Consider the following 15,991-nt stretch of genomic DNA (forward strand, 5'->3'; position numbering starts at 1 on the left):
TGGACCACCGGGGCCGGTGCCGCGAAGCCGGCGCCGCCGCTGTTGACCGCCCCGGCCGCCGGCTGCGGCACTACCCCAGCTCCAGCCGCTCCCAGGCGAACCCGTCGCCCCAGGACGGCTCGCGGCGGGCCCAGGCGGTCATGGCGGCGATCACCGGCCCGGCGTCGCCCAGGAGCACCTGGAAGTGCCGGTCCGCCCCGCCGTCGCGGTGCTCCAGCGTGTAATCCCCGCCCTCCTCGTGCCAGACCTGCACGTAGACGTCCGGCTCGTCGGGTATCCGCTCGACCACCAGGAAGCGGTCCTTGCGCTCCCCGATCCGCCGCACCAGCCCCGCCAGCGCCTCGGCCTCCGGCCGCGGGTGGCTCTCGTCGTTCTCCGTCCGCACCGTGATCTCCAGCATGACGCCAGATCCTGGCACGGGGCACTGACAATCGGCGGCGGTGAACCAGTGGGTCTCGACGTGCCGGGCGAGGGAGTAGGGGTGCCGCGGGTCGGTGAGCATCCGGTGGACGAACTCCGCCGAGGTGCAGTCGAACCGCTGCCAGGGCTCCCACGCGTCGCCGCGGGCGAGGACCGGCCAGGCCTCCGGGTCCGGCCCCTCCAGCAGCCAGCAGAACGCGTGCTCGGCCGAGGACACCGCCCACTGGAGCAGCCGGAGCGCGGGCCCGTCGGCGGGGCCGGTGGCCGGGTCGTCGGCGGCCGGGTCGTCGGCGGGGGGTTCGAGGCGGGCGTACTCCGCTCCCGGCGTGCAGAGTTCGAGGCTGTCGTCGAAGCTGCCCGCGCCGAAGGTCTCGACCAGCAGCTTGTAGTCGCGGGGCAGGCGAAGGCCCAGCTCCCCCTCCACCGCCGCCCAGTCGACCGGCCGCCGGGGCCCGTGCCGGCCGGTGAGCGCGGCGAGGTCCTCGACCCATGACGAGCCGGCGGGTCCTGTCCGGCGCTGCGCGACGGGCGCCGTCACGACGGTGAGGGCCTCCCCGTCGCCCGTGAACCGGCCGACGCCGAGCCACCGCCGCCCCATGCTCCACCCGTACATCTCGACCGCCCGCTCCGCCAGCACCTCGGCCAGCGGCGGCCCGGGCAGCCGCCGCAGCGACGGATCCGTGAACCCGTCCAGGGCCACGGCCCTGGCGGGCCCGAACCGCGCCCTCAGCGCGGTCACCAGCGCCGCCAGATCGGTGGCGGCGAGTCCGGCCACCTGGTACCCCGGCCCGTCTTCCGGCAGCGGCCGGGCCAGGAGGTCGTCGATCACGGCGAGATGAGCGGTGTCGTCCATGGGCATGGAGTAAACCCCGGCGGTCCGACAGCCGGGTACCCGCGCCGGCCGGGGCCACCGGCCGGCGCTGCCGGGCCGTGGGGCACCGGTACGGCGGGGGCCGTCACGGCGTCAGGAACAGCTCGTCCAGGTGGTGGGTGAGGATGGCGAGCGCCGCTTCGCCGGTGCGCTGGCCGCCCAGCACGCTGGAGCCCAGGCCGTTGACCATGGCCAGCAGGCCGGCGGCGGCGACCGCGGGGTCCTTGCCGGGGTCGATCTGGCCGGCCCGCTGCGCCGCGTCCAGCTGCTTGGCGAGGAAGCCCTCCAGCACCTCGGGCTGCCGCGCGCCGTGCTTCTCCAGAACCTCGGGGTCGCCCAGCACCAGGGTGTAGTAGGCGGCGAAGGTCCGGGTGATCCGGCGGCTCTCCGCGTCGGTGGGCAGGATGCAGGACAGGATCGCGGTCACGACGCCGCGCGGCGTGGGCGGGGAGCCCGCCGACTCGGCGATCCACCGCTCCATGCGGGCCTGGAGCTGGGCGGTCAGCCGGGCCAGGGCGTCCAGCAGCAGTCCCTGCTTGGTCTCGAAGTAGTACTGCACCAGCCGCAGCGAGACGCCCGCCTCGGTGGCGACCGCCCGCATGCTGGCCGACTGCAGCCCCTGGGTGTCGGCGATCCGCAGCAGCGCCTCCGCGATCTGCCGCCGGCGTTCCTCGTGCTCGACCCGCGCGTTCATGAACCCACCTCCCTGGTACACCCGTATCATGCCGTGATACACATGTACCATGCGAATCAGCGAGTTCAGGAACGACCGGGCACGGCAGCGTTTCCTCGCTGCCTACGAGCAGACCCTGGCGGAGCTCTGGCCCGGGCCACGAACGGCGATCGACCTGCCGACCTCCTTCGGCGCCACCCGCGTCTACCGCACGGGGCAGCAGGACGGCGCGCCCGTCGTCCTGCTGCCGGGCTCCGGCGGGAACGCGCTGATGTGGCACGGCTACGTCGAACTGCTGGCCCGGCACCGCCCGGTGCTCGCCGTCGACACCGTCGGCGAGCCGGGCGCGAGCGTGCAGAGCGCGCCGATCGCCGACGGCCGGGACGGCGCCGCCTGGCTGGACGAGGTGCTGACCGGGCTGGACGCGACGGACGCCCACCTCGTGGGCTGCTCCTACGGCGGCTGGCTGGCCCTGTGCCACGAGATCCACCACCCCGGCCGGACCGCCTCCCTCACCCTGCTGGACCCGGCGGGCTTCTCCGGGTTCGGCCCGCGCTTCTACGCCTGGCTGATCGCGGGCGCGCTCGCCTCGGCCGCGCCCCGGCCGCTGCGCCCCGGCCTGGCCCGTCTGATCGGCAACAGCGCCATCCTGGAGACCCGACTGATGGGCCTGATGCGCGCGTCGACCGGATTCCGCCGCGCGCTGCCGGTTCCGCCGGTCTTCTCCGACCAGGACCTGGACCGCCTGCGGGTGCCCGCACTGTTCCTGCTCGGGGCGCGCAGCGCCATGCACGACTCGCACGCGGTCGCCGAGCGCCTCGGCCGGCTGGTGCCCGCGGCCCGGGTGGCGGTGGTGCCCGGCGCCGGCCACGCGCTGACGAGCGACCGGCCGGACGTGGTCGCCGACCACCTCCTCGAAGCCATCGGGGCGTAGCGCCGGGCCGGCCGGGGCGGGGCGCCGGGTGACGGGCCGGCCGCCACTCCCCGGCGGGAACGGGTGACGGGCCTCAGACCCCCCGCCGCGCCGACACGGCGCCGGCGTCGATCGCCGCGACCAGCGCGGCGCGGTCGGCGGCGGTCCGGTCGGCGTACAGGACGGCGAAGTCGGCGACGGCCTCGGCGAAGGTGTCCGAGGTGCCGAGGTAGCCGGCGACGGCGAGGCGGTCGCCGGAGCGGGCGTGCGCGCGGGCCAGCGCGCGTCCGCAGAGGTCGGCGTAGCCCCGCAGGTCGGTGGGGGTCATGCCGCCGACGTCGACGGAGCCCTTCATGTCGCGCAGCTGGCGGCCGTAGAAGTGCCGGCCGGCCGGTCCGGTGGTCCAGCCGAGGAAGATGTCGCTGGCGGCCTGCAGGAGGTGCTGCCCGGTGACGACGCGCCGCCCGCCGTGCGCCACCGGGGCCTCGGCGGTGGGGCGGGTGGCGGGCAGGTGCTCCTCCAGGACGGACCGCCCGGCCTCCTTGATCTGGAGGAACAGCGGGTCGCGCTCGTCGCGGCCCTCCAGCAGGAGGATGAAGCAGCGGGTGCCGACGCTGCCGACGCCGACCACCTTGCGGGCGGCGTCGACCAGCTGGAAGCGGTCGAGCAGGACGCGGCGGTCCTCGGCGAGGGTGGCCCGGTAGTCGCCGAAGATCTTGCCGACCCGGCGCAGTTCGTCGCGCGCGACCGGTTCGAGCAGCGGCGGGTCGCTGACGATCCGGCGCCGGCCGTTCTCGTCCTGCTCGGTGAGCTTGCCGAAGGCCTGCAGGCTGGTGCGGCGGCGGGCCTTGTCGAGGGTGGCCTCGACGCGCTTGCGGCGGCTCTTGCGGACCAGCGGGAGGATGTCGTCGGTGTCGATCCGCGCGTACCAGACGTCGAGTTCGCCCATGTCGGCGAGGCGGCGCATGGCGAGGGCGTAACCCTGCGCGGCGGTGAGCGCGGCCCGGCGGACCCGCTCCTCGGTGTGGCCGTTGTCGCGGGCGGCGACGGCGACGCTGGCGGCGAGCCGTTTGACGTCCCACTCGAAGGGGCCGGGGTAGGTCTCGTCGAAGTCGTTGACGTCGAAGAGCAGTGCCCGCTCCGGGGAGGCGTACACACCGAAGTTCAACAGGTGGGCGTCGCCGCAGAGTTGGACGGTGATGCCGGTCTCGGGGACGGCCGCGAGGTCGGCGGCCATGACGGCGGCGGCGCCGCGCAGGAAGGCGAACGGGGATTCGGCCATCCGGCCGTAGCGGATCGGGTTGAGGTCGGTGAGCCGGTCCTCGGCCTGGCGGGCCAGGACGGTCAGCGGGTCGGGGCGGTCGGCGGCGGGGATCCAGCGGCCGTGGGCGGAGCGCGGGATCCGGTCGCGCGCGGCCCGGCCGCGCCGCCGGCGTTCGGTCGGACTGGTCATGCGCGGCTCCTCGGCGTGGCGGGGACGTGGCATACGTGGCGTACGCGGCGCTCCGGGGGCGGGCCGGCAGTGGGCCGCCTGCCCGCGACGCTAGGGCAGCCGGTGCGGCGCGGCATGTCGGGGCGGTACGTCGGGGCGCGGGGCCCGCGGCCCGCGGCGCGGGACCGGGGGCGCGCACAGCGGCGCGGGCGGGCGTCCGGAACGCCCGCCCGCGCTGCGCCGAACGGGTGACAGCGACCCGCGCGGGCGGCCGTCACTCCACAGGTCACTCCACCGGTCACTCCACGACGAAGTCCGCCATCATCGCCATGTCCTCGTGCTCCAGGTTGTGACAGTGCACCATGTACGACCCCGGGTAGTCGGTGAACCGCACCAGCACCTCCACCGCCTCCGCCGGCCGCAGGTCCACCGTGTCCTTCCAGCCCGCGTCGTACGGCCCCGGGTCGCCGCCGTTGCGCGAGAGCACCTGGAAGGCGTTCAGGTGCACGTGGACGGGGTGGTGGACGTCACTGAAGAACCGCCAGATCTCGGTGCTGCCCAGCACCGGGTCGGCGAGCGCGCGACCGGGCTGGTAGGACCGGTTGTTGATGGTCCAGTCGCCGTCGCGGCTGCGGCGGAAGCCGAAGGAGCGGGTGGCGACGGCGGCCTCGGGGTCGAGCCGTTCGAGGGCGCAGAGCCGCTCGGGGACGGCCGCGTCGTCGCTCACCCGGCGCGAGCCGACCTCGAAGAGCATCACCTCCTCGGTCCGGCCGCCGCCGAAGCGGTTCATCAGCCGGACCTCGGTGCCGGGCGCGTAGCGGGAGAAGTCCACCACCAGGTCGAAGCGCTCGGCGGGCGCGATCTCGACCGCGTCGTGCGTGACCGGGGACTCCAGCAGGCCGCCGTCGCCGCCGATCTGGACGAGCGCGTCGCCGCCCGGCGGCTGCGGGTCGAGCTCCAGCCGGTAGAGGCGGGCGTTGGAGGCGTTGAGCAGGCGCAGCCGGTAGCGGGCGCGGTCCACCGCGGCGCGCGGCCAGGGGGCGCCGTTGACCAGGATGACGTCGCCGAGCACGCCGTTCATGTACTCGTCGGTGACGCCCGGGACGGCGAGCGCGGGGTCGGTGGCGGGGTAGGCGAAGGAGCCGTCCTCGGCGAAGGCGCGGTCGGCGAGCATCAGCGGGAGGTCGCGCTCGCCGCGCGGCAGCGGCAGGGCGTCCTCCTCGTCGTCGTGGAGGAGGTGGAAGCCGGTCAGGCCGCGCCAGACGGCGGGGCCGGTGAAGCCCATCCGGTGGTCGTGGTACCAGAGGGTGGCGGCGCGCTGGTGGCCCGGGTAGGTGTAGGCGCGGGTGCCGGTGACGGTCCGCGCGGGGTCCGCGTCGGCCATGGCGGCCATTCCCGGCATACCGGCCATGCCGCTCGTCGCGTGCGCGGCCGCGTGGGCGTCGGAGCTGCGCTCCCCGGACGCGCCGACCGGGAGCAGCAGGTCCACCGGGTAGCCGTCGCTGTCCGCCGGGGTGTGCCCCCCGTGCAGGTGGACCACCGAGGGCACCGGCAGCTCGTTGCGGTGTGTCACCACCGTCCGGCGGCCGGAGCGGACGGACAGGGTCGGCCCGGGGTAGCTGCCCCCGTACGTCCAGGCCTCGGTGCGCAGGCCGGGCAGGATCTCAAGCCGGGCGACCCGCTGGGTGAGCTCGTAGTAGTCCGCGGTGCCGTCGGAGCGGACCGGGGCGAGCACGGCCGGCACCGGGAGCGGCACCTCGAAGGCCTCCGGCAGCGGGACCTCGCTGTTCAGCAGCCGCCCCGGCCGGCCCTCCGCCAGCAGCCGGGCGGCGGCCGGGACGGCGAAGGCCCCGAACGCGCCGGCGCCGAGCACGGCCGCGCCGGCGCCGAGGAACCGGCGGCGGTTCACGAGGCCACCTCCACCGGGCCGGTGCCGGTGCCGGTGCCGGACGGCCGGGGCAGCCGCCCGGTACCGTCCTCCGCCGCCGCCGGCGACGGTGCCGGCACCGGCACCGTCAGCGCCAGCCGCCACGCGCCGACCAGGCAGAACAGATGCGCGCTGACCAGCAGCACACCCAGCGTGACGTGCACCCCGACCGACCGCTCGTAGCCGGTCCCGGTCTGCGCCCCGTCCGCGGCCAGCAGCAGCAGCGCGGCCGCGAGCGGCCACCACGGCCCGCGCTCCCCCGCCGGCCCGCCGCCCCGGCGGACCAGCACGGCCGCCGGCAGCTGGACCAGCAGCACGCCGCCCAGCGCCATCGCGACCACCGCGTGCGCCCGCAGCGCCTCGTAGTGGCCGTTCAGGAAGCCCGCGGCCAGCACCGTCGCGGCCAGCACCAGCGCGGCCGAGGCGGTCGCGGCGCCCCGCAGCAGGAGCCGCGGCAGCCGGACGGCCGGGGGCGCCGGCGGACGGTCCGAGGAACGCGCCGAGGGGAACAGCGACGGGCGGGGCGTACGGGTCACCGGGGGACTGCTCAACGGTCGGCCTTCTCTCTGCCGGGCGCGCCGCAGCGCGGTGGGCACCCCGGGTGGACGGGCATGCCGGACGCGCTCGGCGCGGAGGGTGTGGGCGGGACGGGCGCTGCGGGCACACGGCACCGGGGCGGGCGCGGCCGCGAGCGGCTGATCACCCCTCACTATCCGGGCGCCGCCCGCGCTTTCCCGCCGACGTCCCCGCTGTCCCGCCTGTTCAGCGCGGCTTTGTCACCCGAACGGGCGGTGCGCCACCCCCGCGCGCACCGCCCGTTCACGCCCCCCGAGGACCCCTGGAGGAGCCCCCGGAGACTCCGGCCGCCTCCGCTACTGCTTGCCGCCCATCGCGGCGACCGGCCGCGACCGGAGCAGCGCCCGGGCCGGCAGCGCCGTCGCGAGCAGGCAGAGCGCCACCGCACCGGCCGCCAGCGGCAGCGCCGTCCCGGCCGGGACGTGCGGCGCCGCGCCCGCGATGCCCCGGGTGATCGGCACCAGGGTGAGCCAGGCGATCACCCCGCCGACGCCCAGCCCGGCCGCGGCCACCAGCAGCGCCTCCCAGCGCATCATGTGGCGCACCTGACGCCGGGTGGTGCCGGCCAGCCGCAGCAGCGCCACCTCGCGGCGCCGGTCCAGCACCGTCATCACCAGGGTGTTGGCGGCCGTGACGGCGGCGAACCCGCCCAGCACGCCGGCCATCACCGAGTTCGCCCAGGAGCCCATCTCCTGGGACTTGTCGGCCTGCGCCGCGAAACCCGCCCGGTCGGTCACCGTCAGACCGGGGACGGCCAGGCCGGACAGCGCCCGGGCGACCGCGGCCCGGTCGGCGCCGGGCGCGTCCGCGACCAGCACCTGGCTGTCGTAGGCGGCGGTGACGTGCTCCGCGACCGCCGCCCGGGGCAGCAGCACCTGGCCGAAGCCGAGGCCGCGCTCGTAGGTGGCGACCACCAGCGGCTTCACCTCCGTGCCGTCGCCGAGCCAGAACGGGACGCGCTCGCCGACCTTCGCGCCCAGCGTGGAGGCCAGGTCGGTGGAGAGCGCCACGGTGTCCGCGGCGCGGCCCAGCTCGGCCGGCGAGCCGCTGCGCACCCCGAGGTCGAGCACCTTGGGCAGCCCGGCCGGGTCGCCGGTGACGCCCAGCGCGGTGGCCGAGAGCAGCTGCTCGCCGTCCCGGTAGACGATGCCGGTGCGCAGCACGCCGACGGCCGCGTCCACGCCGGACACCCGGGCCGCCTGCTCGACGACGCCGGTGGTGCCGGGCGCGGCGGCGGGCAGGCCGGGGCCGGTGGAGCCGATCACGTGGTCGGCGGTGATGCCGGTGCGCACCTGCTCGCCGGTCTCGTGCCGGATGGTGCTCTGCATGAACAGCAGGGTGCCGCAGAAGGCGGTGACCATCGCGATCGGCGTGATCGCGGAGGCCAGCCGGCGGGAGTTGGCGCGGGTGTTGTCCGCGGCCAGCGAGCCGGGCGCACCGCCCGCCCGCAGCGGCAGACCGAGCACCCAGGCGGCGAGCCGCGCCACCCACGGGCCGAGCAGGGCGACCGCGACGAGGAAGGACATCACCACGCCGAGCGCGGTGTTGGCGGCGTCGGCACCGTCCAGCTCGGCGGCGACCGCGGCGAGCACCACCCCGCCGGCCGTGAAGACCACGCCCAGCAGGGTGCGGACGACACCGAGCCGGGCCGGTTCGACGGCGGCCGCGCCGAGCGCCTGGACGGCGCGCATCCGCGAGGGGCGGCGAGCGGCGAAGAAACCGGCCGTGAGCGCGGCGAGCGTGCACGCCGCGACCGAGACGATCATCGGCAGCGGTCCGACCGACAGCTCGACGTCCGCCGGGACGACGCCGCGCTCCACCATCCCGTCGAACCACCAGCGGGCCAGGCCCACACCGGGCAGGATGCCGAGCGCGGCGGCGAGCGGCGCGACCAGCATCGCCTCGGTGGCGATGGTGCGGCGGATCTGGCGCGGGGTGGCGCCGACGGCGCGCAGCAGGGCGAACTCGCGGGCGCGCTGGCCGACGGCCAGGGCCACGGTGGAGATCACCACGAACACGGCGGTCATGGTGGCGGTGCCGCCGAAGGAGCCGCCGATCGCGATCAGCATCACCTTGGCCTCGTTGAGCAGGGGCTGCTCGACGGCGCCGCGTCCGCTGCCGCTCAGCACCTCGGCGGCGCCGCCGACGGCCTGCTTCACCTGCGCGGTCAGGGCCTTGCGGTCCACGCCCTCGCGGGGCTGGACGGCGATGGCGTCGATCCGGCCGGGGTGGCCGGAGAGGCGGTCGGCCTGCTGGTCGGCGAACCAGGCGGTGGGACCGGTGGCCTGGGCGGCGGCGAGACCGGAGATCCGGTAGCCGCCGCTGCCGCCGGGGGCGGTCAGCGCCACGGTCGCGCCCGGCGCGAGGTGGGCGGCGCGCGCCGTGTCGGCGTCGAGCACGACCTCGCCCGCGCCGGGGGCGCGGCCCTCGACCAGCTTGTCCTGCGGGCCGGCGATGCCGAGCGCCGCGAAGCCCCGGCCGGTAAGCGGGGCCGACAGGGCCTGGGGCGCGCTCGGCGCGGCGGGCTGTACGGGGAAGGCGGTGTCCGGGCGGGCGGCGGCCACGCCCGGCTGTCCGGCGATCGCGGCCACCAGGCCCGCGTCCACCCGGGCCCGCTCGGAGAGCGGCTGCTCGTGGGTGTCGTCGTCGCCGTTCTTCTTGTACCGGATGGTGACGTTCGGGTCGGCGGCCACCACGACCGGGGCCTCGGCGTACCGGACGGACGGCACCGAGGCGGTGATGCCGGTCTGCAGCAGCGTGCCGCAGGCCATGATCACGGCGGCGCCGAACAGCAGCGCGACGAAGGTGCCGACGAAGGACGCGGGCCTGAACCGCACCGAGGCGCGGGCGAGTCCGTTGCTCATGCCGCCGCCCCCAGCGGGCGCGCCGTCAGGGTGACCATCCGCTCGGCGATCGCCTGCGGGTCCGGGTGGTACAGCTCGTCGGCGAGCGAGCCGTCGGCCAGGAAGACCACCCGGTCGGCGAACGAGGCGGCCACCGGGTCGTGGGTCACCATGACGACGGTGGCGCCCATGGTGTCCACGGCGCGCCGCAGCAGGCCGAGCACCTCGTGCGCGGTGGTGGTGTCCAGCGCGCCGGTCGGCTCGTCCGCGAACAGCACGTCCGGGGCGGTGATCAGCGCACGGGCGATCGCCACCCGCTGCTGCTGACCGCCCGACAGCTCCCCGGGGCGCCTGCGGCCGTGGTCGCCGAGGCCGACCTGGGCGAGCAGTTCCCGGGCGCGGGCCCGGTCCTGGCGCTCCCCGGCGAGGCGCTGCGGGAGCAGCACGTTCTGCAGCACCGTCAGCGAGGGCAGCAGGTTGAAGGACTGGAAGACGAAGCCGATCCGGGTGCGGCGCATCCTGGTGAGCCGGTCCTCGCTCAGCCGGGTGATCTCCTCGCCGCCCAGGAAGACCTCGCCGGCGGTCGGGCGGTCCAGGCCGGCCGCGCACTGCAGGAAGGTGCTCTTGCCGGAGCCGGAGGGTCCCATGACGGCGGTGAAGGTGCCGTGCCCGAGCGCCAGGTCGACGCCGCGCAGGGCGTGCACGGTCTCGCCGCCGCGCCCGTAGCTGCGCCGGACGCCGCGCAGCTCGATCGCGGCGTGGGCGGCGGGGCGCCCGGTCGGCTCGGGCTGGGGGCGGGAACGGCGGGGTGCCATGGTGGGGCCTTCCTTCGTGGATCGTCGCCGGTGATCGACGTGTTCCAGGCTAGGAAGGCGGGGTGCGGCGGACCATGGAGTCCGCTGGCGGACCGGGGGTGGGGTTAACCCCCCTACCCTTCGCCCGGCGCCCGGCCGGTGTCAGATCCGCTCGCCCTCCAGTCGCTCGTAGGCGGCTGCGGACAAGGCCCACTCCTCGCCCCAAACAGCTCCTGGGGCCAGGACGGCGGGAGCGCTCGTCCACGGTTGCCCGGCGGGTGGTTCCAGCTCCTACCGTCGCCGTCGCCGTCGGTTCCGGGCATGGGGGTCGACTCTCCAACACCTGGCCGACGGCCGCCGAGGTCCGGACCGCCGTCCCGCCGCCTTCCCGATCACCCGGCCACTCGACGACCCGACGACCCGCATGTCCGCACGCCCTGCCGAGGGCAGGGCGTCGGCGCGCGGGCCGCCCTGGCCTCGGACGGGCTGTCCCACCCCTGTCCCGCGTTGCTTGTTGCCGTGAGCCGGTGCGGCGGGTGATTCGGTGGATTCTCGGGAAGTTCTGGGTGCGCGCCGGGCTCGGTCATAGCATCTGAGTATCTGTACGGATGCGGAGCGCACACGCTCTGCCTAGCGTCCTGCGGGGAGTGGGGGCTGGGCATTCATCTTCGGGGAGGGGAACCCACGTGGCTGACAACGCCACTGCGAAGGTCGTGGTGAAATCGGCGGATCTGCAGGCGTCCGCAGGTATCGCGAAAGGACTGGGGGAGGGACTGGGCGCGCCGGTCCAGAACGCGGTGACCACCAGCGAGACCGTCGCCGGCCAGCTCACCGGCTGGTCGATCGCCGGTGGCCTGGCACAGCTGGGGAGCGGCTGGTCCAAGCCGCTCGCCGACCTGCGTCAGCGCCTCGCGGACACCGCGGCCAACCTGAACGCCAACGCCGCCGCCCACGAGCACAACGAGCGCGCGATCGCCGGTACGTTGGCTGCCACGCCGCAGGGGGCCAAGTGACCATCTACCAGCTTCTGGTGAAGTTCGATCCCCATGGGCTGCACGATGCGGCGAAGGCCTGGACGGCACTGGGGCATGCGGCGGAGAGCGCCGGTCAGCGGCACCGCGGCCAGGTCAACGGTCCGCTGGCCGGCAACTGGGAGGGCGACGACGCCAAAGCCGCGATCTCGTACATGGTGAAGACGGAACAGCAGCTGAACATCGCCAAGATGGAAGCAAGCACCGCCGCCCTGGTGCTCAACACCGTCGCCGACCGGATGTACCAGGCGCGGACCAACCTCGTCAACGCCGTGAACCGGGCCGTGGACGCCGGCCTGAACGTGTCCGCCGATGGGGTCGTCAGCCTCCCGCCCGAGGGGGAGGGCGAGCACAACGACCCGGACGCGCAGAGGGCACGCCAGCAGCTCGGTCGGGACATGAAGGCCTTCCAGGGCCGGATCGACGCCGCGCTGAAGGACGCCCAGACGGCCAGTGATCAAGGGAATACGGCCCTGGGGCGGCTTAGCTCAGGGGCCCTGGACCCGGCCAAGGTGAACGGCGCGCTCGCCGGGGCGAAGAACGCGGCCGCCACCGCGATGCAGGACCTCGGACTGGTCGATCCCTACGTTCCGGACGGCAAGGACCCGGAGCAGTCCGCGGCGTGGTGGAAGGGACTGACCTCCGAGCAGCAGGACGCCTACCTGGCCCTGCACCCCGACCGGATCGGGAAGCTGGACGGGCTGCCCGCGACCGTTCGGGACGAGGCGAACCGCCTGGTCCTCGACGAGAAGCTGGACGCCTACCGCTCCGGAAAGCCCGGCGACTTCGGTATCGACGAGGGCGAGTACAACGCGCGGATCAGGGCGATGGAGGAGATCAGGAGGAAGCTGGTCGCATCCGACGGGAACCCCGAGAAGCACCAGATGTTTCTCCTGGGTATCGATCCCGACGCGCACAACGGCCGGGCCATCGTCTCGACGGGAAACCCCGACAAGGCGCAGCACACGGCGATCTTCGTGCCGGGCACCGGGACCGTGCTCACCGGTGTGCCGGGGCAGATGGACCACATTCGGCGTCTGCAGAAGGCCGCTGAGCTCGGAGCCGACGGGGACGTGGCCGTCGTGTCGTGGTTGGGGTACGAGACGCCGAACTGGTTGAACGGCAGCGTGGCGCAGACCGACCGGGGGGACGCGGGGGCGCCGCTCCTGCGGAACTTCACCAAGGGCTTGCGGGTGGCCGAGGGTGACAACGGCGTCTGTTCGCATCTGACCTTGATGGGGCACAGCTACGGGACCTATGTCGTGGGCGCGGCCGCTCGGGACGGCGGGGTGAACGCCGACGACATCATCGCGCTGGGCAGCCCCGGCATGGGGGTCGACCGGGCATCGGAGCTCAACATCGACCCGAAGCACGTCTGGGTCGGCACGGCCAAGGACGACTTCATCCAGACGTTCACCGGCACCGTCTTCGGCGAGGGCCCCCAGTACGGGATCTTCGGGGCCCAGCACATCAAGGTCGACACCACCGGACACGGCGGCTACTGGAACATGGGGCCCGGCGGGGCGAGCGAGACCCTCCTCAACCAGGGACGGATCATCGCGGGCCGCCCGCCGACGCTCGCCCCCACCGTCCCGCACTGATCCCACAGCCAGTCCAGTTGACCGCCGACTCAGGAGCACCATGACTGCCAGCGCATCCCGCACCTCCACGCGGATCACCGCCTTCGCGCTCCTGCTGGCGGTGCTCGGCGGGTGCTCGTCCGCCCAAGCCGACAGGAGTGACCCACTACCCGTGAAGTCCAAGGCCGACGCCCAGACCTGGGCCCAGCAGATCACCGAGCACATGGCCCGGACCGCCGGGATCGAGCCCGACCCGGCGACCATCGACGCGCTCTTCACTCCGTGTACGGGGAAGAACGGTGAGACCGCAGACGACGACCGGTACATCCTGATGTACAGCGTGAAGAGTCACGTACCGCGCGCCCAGCACCCGGAAGCGGTCCGGAAGATCCGCGACATGCTGACCGGCGAGGGCCTGACAGAGGAGGGCTATCGCGAAACAGTGGACGGCAAGCCGGACGCCCTCGTCGACGCCTTCCACCCCAGCAGCCGCTACACCGCGACCGCGTCCACCGCGGGCACCGGGGACCTCATGTACCTGAGCGTCATCACGCCCTGCCTGCTTCCCCCGTCCGACGGCCCCACCCCGTCGAAGCTCTAGTCTCCGGCCGGTGTCAGATCCGCTCGCCCTCCAGTCGCTCGTAGGCGGCGCGCAGGTCGGTGACGATCGGGTGGGCCGGGTCGAGCGGGGTGCCGTCGATCGCGGCGAGCGGGCGGACGCCGGCGCCCGCGTTGAGGGCGACGGCGGCGACGAAGCGGCCGAGGGCGTCCACGGTGACGGGCTCGCGGCGCTGCGGGCCGGGGTGGGCGTCGGCGAGCAGGGCGGCGGTGACGCCGGGCAGCGCGGCGGCGTCCGGCCAGACCAGCGCGCGGCCGTCGTACAGGGCGAGGTTCCAGGTGGCGCCCTCGGTGACGCGGCCGGCCTCGTCGAGCAGCAGGGCGTCGTCGTAGCCGTCGAGTTGGGCGAGCCGGCGCCGGTGCAGCAGGCCGAACAGGCCGACGTGCTTCACCTGCGGCAGCTCGCGCCGGTACGCGGTGGTGCGCACCCGCAGCGGCCCGGGTGCGGCGGCCGGCGCCGGGCGGGTGGTGACCAGCAGGTGGGGCACGGCGGGGGCGGAGGGGCGCTCCAGGCCGAGCGCCGGGTCGAACACGGTGACCCGGACGATCACCGGCGCGCCGTCGGCCGGGAGGGCGCGGCGGATCCGGTCGCGGACCTCCGCCCGGTCCAGCTCGGCACCGAACACCGTGCGGCAGTCGCGGACCAGGCGGTCCAGGTGCAGCGCGAGGCCGCGGGTGCGGCCGGCCTCGGCGCGCAGGGTGGTGAAGTGCCCGTAGTTGAGCAGGCCGAGGGCGGCCAGCCGGGCGGGGTCGGCGGGGGCGCCGTCGATCTCGATCTCTGCCATGGCATCGAGTCTCCCAGGGCGGCGCGGCTGCCTTCGTGCGCGGCTGCTCTCGTGCGCGGGCGCTGCGGGGGTGGCCGCAGCGCCGGCCGCGCGGTGGGGCGTCGCGCTACCCGAGGAGCGCCGCCCTCGGCAGCACCCCGGCGGCCCGGCCGTCGACCAGCACCAGCACACCCGGGTGCGCCTGCCCGAGCGCCGCGCGGGCCTCCGCCGCCGACTGCCCGACGCCCACCGCCGGAAGCGCCGGGCCGAGCAGGGCGCCGAGCGAGTCGTCCGGCTTGGCGGTGCCGTCGGCGAGCGCCGCGGCCAGCACGTCCCGGGACACCGAGCCGACCACCTCGATCGCGCTCACCCCGTACGGGCGCGCCGGGCGGGCCAGGACCACCGGGGCGACACCGCCCGGCGCACCGCGCAGCGCCCGCTCCGCCGCGCCCACCGTCGCGTCGGCGTCGACCGTGACCAGCGGCCCGGCGGCGTCGAGCAGCCGACGCAGGCCGCCCTGCCGCTGCGCCGGGACGTCCTCCTCCAGGAAGCCCCACTGGCGCATCCACGCGTCGCTGTGCACCTTGGAGAGGTAGGAGCGGCCGGAGTCCGGCAGCAGCACCACGACCAGGTCCTCCGGTCCCAGCCGGCGGGCGACCCGCAGCGCCGCCGCCACCGCCGTGCCGGACGACGGCCCGGCCAGGATGCCCTCCTCGCGGGCGAGCCGGCGCGCCGTCAGCAGCGACTCGCGGTCCGGGATGCGCTCGAAGGCGTCCGCGACGTCCCGCCGGTAGGACTGCGGCCAGCGGTCCTCGGCGGTGTCCGGGTGAACGAAGTGGCCGATGCTCTCGACGAAGTACGGGCTGCCGTCCCCGCCGCCGTAGACCGAGCTCTCGGGGTCGGCGCCGATGACCGTCACCGCGCCGCCGGAGACCGCCTTCAGGTGGCCGCCGGTCCCGGTGATGGTGCCTCCGGTGCCGACCCCCGCGACGAAGTGGGTCACCCGGCCACCGGTCTGCTCCCAGATCTCCGGGCCGGTGGTCCGCACATGGGCGTCCGGGTTGGCCCGGTTGTCGTACTGGTCGGCGAGCCAGGCGCCGGGGATCTCCTCGGCGAGCCGCCGGACGACGTTGAACAGGTGCGCCGGATCCTCCAGCGGCACGGCGGTCGGCGCGAGCACCACCTCGGCGCCGTACGCGCGCAGGATGTCCGACTTCTCCGGCGCCGCCCGGTCGGCCACCCCCGCGATCACCCGGTACCCGCGCTGCCGGCCGACGATGGCCAGGCCGATGCCGGTGTTGCCCGAGGTCGCCTCCACGATCGTCCCGCCGGGCGCCAGCAGACCGTCCCGTTCGGCGGCCAGCACCATGGAGAGGGCGGCGCGGTCCTTCACGCTGCCGCCGATGCTGAGGAACTCGGCCTTGGCGTAGACCGGCGCGGCGAGACCGGCGCCGAGCCGGGCGAGGCGGAACAGCGGCGTGCCGCCGATCGCGTCGAGTACGGATTCGTGCACTGCGGGCATGACGGGCTCCTCAACTCGGTGTCCTGG

General features: G+C 75.2%; 12 protein-coding genes and 1 pseudogene. 4 read left to right on the forward strand and 9 right to left on the reverse strand.

Going from position 1 to position 15,991, the window contains the following annotated elements; translation table 11 throughout:
- Positions 1-73: 73 nt before the first annotated feature.
- Both ABT093_RS29815 and ABT093_RS29820 read right to left on the reverse strand, forming a co-directional pair.
- A pseudogene (locus tag ABT093_RS29815) lies at positions 74-400 on the reverse strand (DUF6891 domain-containing protein); the annotation flags it as partial.
- 976 nt (positions 401-1,376) lie between these two features.
- Positions 1,377-1,985 carry a TetR/AcrR family transcriptional regulator gene (locus ABT093_RS29820; RefSeq protein WP_350569731.1) on the reverse strand — a complete coding sequence of 203 codons (609 nt, stop codon included), beginning with the start codon at positions 1,983-1,985 and terminating at the stop codon, positions 1,377-1,379.
- Positions 1,986-2,034: 49 nt separating this feature from the next.
- On the opposite strand from ABT093_RS29820, the gene ABT093_RS29825 reads away from it, so the two are divergent.
- Positions 2,035-2,898: an alpha/beta fold hydrolase gene (locus tag ABT093_RS29825; protein WP_350569732.1), complete on the forward strand. Its 864-nt coding sequence runs from the start codon at positions 2,035-2,037 to the stop codon at positions 2,896-2,898.
- A 73-nt stretch (positions 2,899-2,971) separates the two neighbouring features.
- On the opposite strand, the gene ABT093_RS29830 is transcribed toward ABT093_RS29825, so the two are convergent.
- The 5 genes from ABT093_RS29830 to ABT093_RS29850 form a co-directional block, all read right to left on the reverse strand.
- The gene (locus ABT093_RS29830; RefSeq protein WP_350569734.1) at positions 2,972-4,330 is read right to left on the reverse strand and encodes a DUF2252 domain-containing protein; all 1,359 of its coding nucleotides are present in this window, start codon (positions 4,328-4,330) and stop codon (positions 2,972-2,974) included.
- A gap of 277 nt (positions 4,331-4,607) precedes the next feature.
- Complete coding sequence (locus tag ABT093_RS29835; protein ID WP_350569735.1) at positions 4,608-6,218, reverse strand: multicopper oxidase family protein; 1,611 nt, start codon at positions 6,216-6,218, stop codon at positions 4,608-4,610.
- On the reverse strand, positions 6,215-6,772 hold the full coding sequence (locus tag ABT093_RS29840; protein ID WP_350569737.1) for a hypothetical protein: 558 nt from the start codon (positions 6,770-6,772) through the stop codon (positions 6,215-6,217). The genes ABT093_RS29835 and ABT093_RS29840 overlap by 4 nt, the downstream gene beginning before the upstream one ends.
- A 336-nt stretch (positions 6,773-7,108) precedes the next feature.
- Positions 7,109-9,676, reverse strand: coding sequence for an FtsX-like permease family protein (locus ABT093_RS29845; RefSeq protein WP_350569738.1), 2,568 nt, complete (start codon positions 9,674-9,676; stop codon positions 7,109-7,111).
- The gene (locus ABT093_RS29850; RefSeq protein WP_350569740.1) at positions 9,673-10,470 is read right to left on the reverse strand and encodes an ABC transporter ATP-binding protein; all 798 of its coding nucleotides are present in this window, start codon (positions 10,468-10,470) and stop codon (positions 9,673-9,675) included. The genes ABT093_RS29845 and ABT093_RS29850 overlap by 4 nt, the downstream gene beginning before the upstream one ends.
- A gap of 665 nt (positions 10,471-11,135) precedes the next feature.
- Here ABT093_RS29850 and ABT093_RS29855 point away from each other — a divergent pair.
- From ABT093_RS29855 to ABT093_RS29865, 3 genes are read left to right on the forward strand one after another with little or no spacing between them, the layout of a single operon-like run.
- Positions 11,136-11,462, forward strand: coding sequence for a hypothetical protein (locus ABT093_RS29855; RefSeq protein WP_350569742.1), 327 nt, complete (start codon positions 11,136-11,138; stop codon positions 11,460-11,462).
- Positions 11,459-13,081, forward strand: a complete 1,623-nt coding sequence (locus tag ABT093_RS29860; protein WP_350569744.1) for an alpha/beta hydrolase — start codon at positions 11,459-11,461, stop codon at positions 13,079-13,081. Before ABT093_RS29855 ends, ABT093_RS29860 begins: the two co-directional genes overlap by 4 nt.
- 40 nt (positions 13,082-13,121) lie before the next feature.
- Positions 13,122-13,661 (forward strand): hypothetical protein, encoded by a 540-nt coding sequence (locus ABT093_RS29865; protein ID WP_350569746.1) that lies wholly within the window; start codon positions 13,122-13,124, stop codon positions 13,659-13,661.
- A gap of 13 nt (positions 13,662-13,674) precedes the next feature.
- On the opposite strand, the gene ABT093_RS29870 is transcribed toward ABT093_RS29865, so the two are convergent.
- Positions 13,675-14,463, reverse strand: a complete 789-nt coding sequence (locus ABT093_RS29870) for an aminotransferase class IV (RefSeq protein WP_350569748.1) — start codon at positions 14,461-14,463, stop codon at positions 13,675-13,677.
- Between the two features lie 106 nt (positions 14,464-14,569).
- Positions 14,570-15,964 carry a pyridoxal-phosphate dependent enzyme gene (locus tag ABT093_RS29875; RefSeq protein ID WP_350569750.1) on the reverse strand — a complete coding sequence of 465 codons (1,395 nt, stop codon included), beginning with the start codon at positions 15,962-15,964 and terminating at the stop codon, positions 14,570-14,572.
- Positions 15,965-15,991 lie beyond the last annotated feature (27 nt).

Origin of the sequence: Kitasatospora sp. NPDC002551 (assembly GCF_040296005.1) — a bacterium.
Lineage (GTDB): Bacteria > Actinomycetota > Actinomycetes > Streptomycetales > Streptomycetaceae > Kitasatospora.

Coding starts and splice junctions, on each gene's coding strand:
- ABT093_RS29820 (WP_350569731.1), bottom strand. CDS start 1,985: ATGAACGCGCGGGTCGAGCACGAGGAACGCCGGCGGCAGATCGCGGAG.
- ABT093_RS29825 (WP_350569732.1), top strand. CDS start 2,035: ATGCGAATCAGCGAGTTCAGGAACGACCGGGCACGGCAGCGTTTCCTC.
- ABT093_RS29830 (WP_350569734.1), bottom strand. CDS start 4,330: ATGACCAGTCCGACCGAACGCCGGCGGCGCGGCCGGGCCGCGCGCGAC.
- ABT093_RS29845 (WP_350569738.1), bottom strand. CDS start 9,676: ATGAGCAACGGACTCGCCCGCGCCTCGGTGCGGTTCAGGCCCGCGTCC.
- ABT093_RS29850 (WP_350569740.1), bottom strand. CDS start 10,470: ATGGCACCCCGCCGTTCCCGCCCCCAGCCCGAGCCGACCGGGCGCCCC.
- ABT093_RS29865 (WP_350569746.1), top strand. CDS start 13,122: ATGACTGCCAGCGCATCCCGCACCTCCACGCGGATCACCGCCTTCGCG.
- ABT093_RS29870 (WP_350569748.1), bottom strand. CDS start 14,463: ATGGCAGAGATCGAGATCGACGGCGCCCCCGCCGACCCCGCCCGGCTG.
- ABT093_RS29875 (WP_350569750.1), bottom strand. CDS start 15,964: ATGCCCGCAGTGCACGAATCCGTACTCGACGCGATCGGCGGCACGCCG.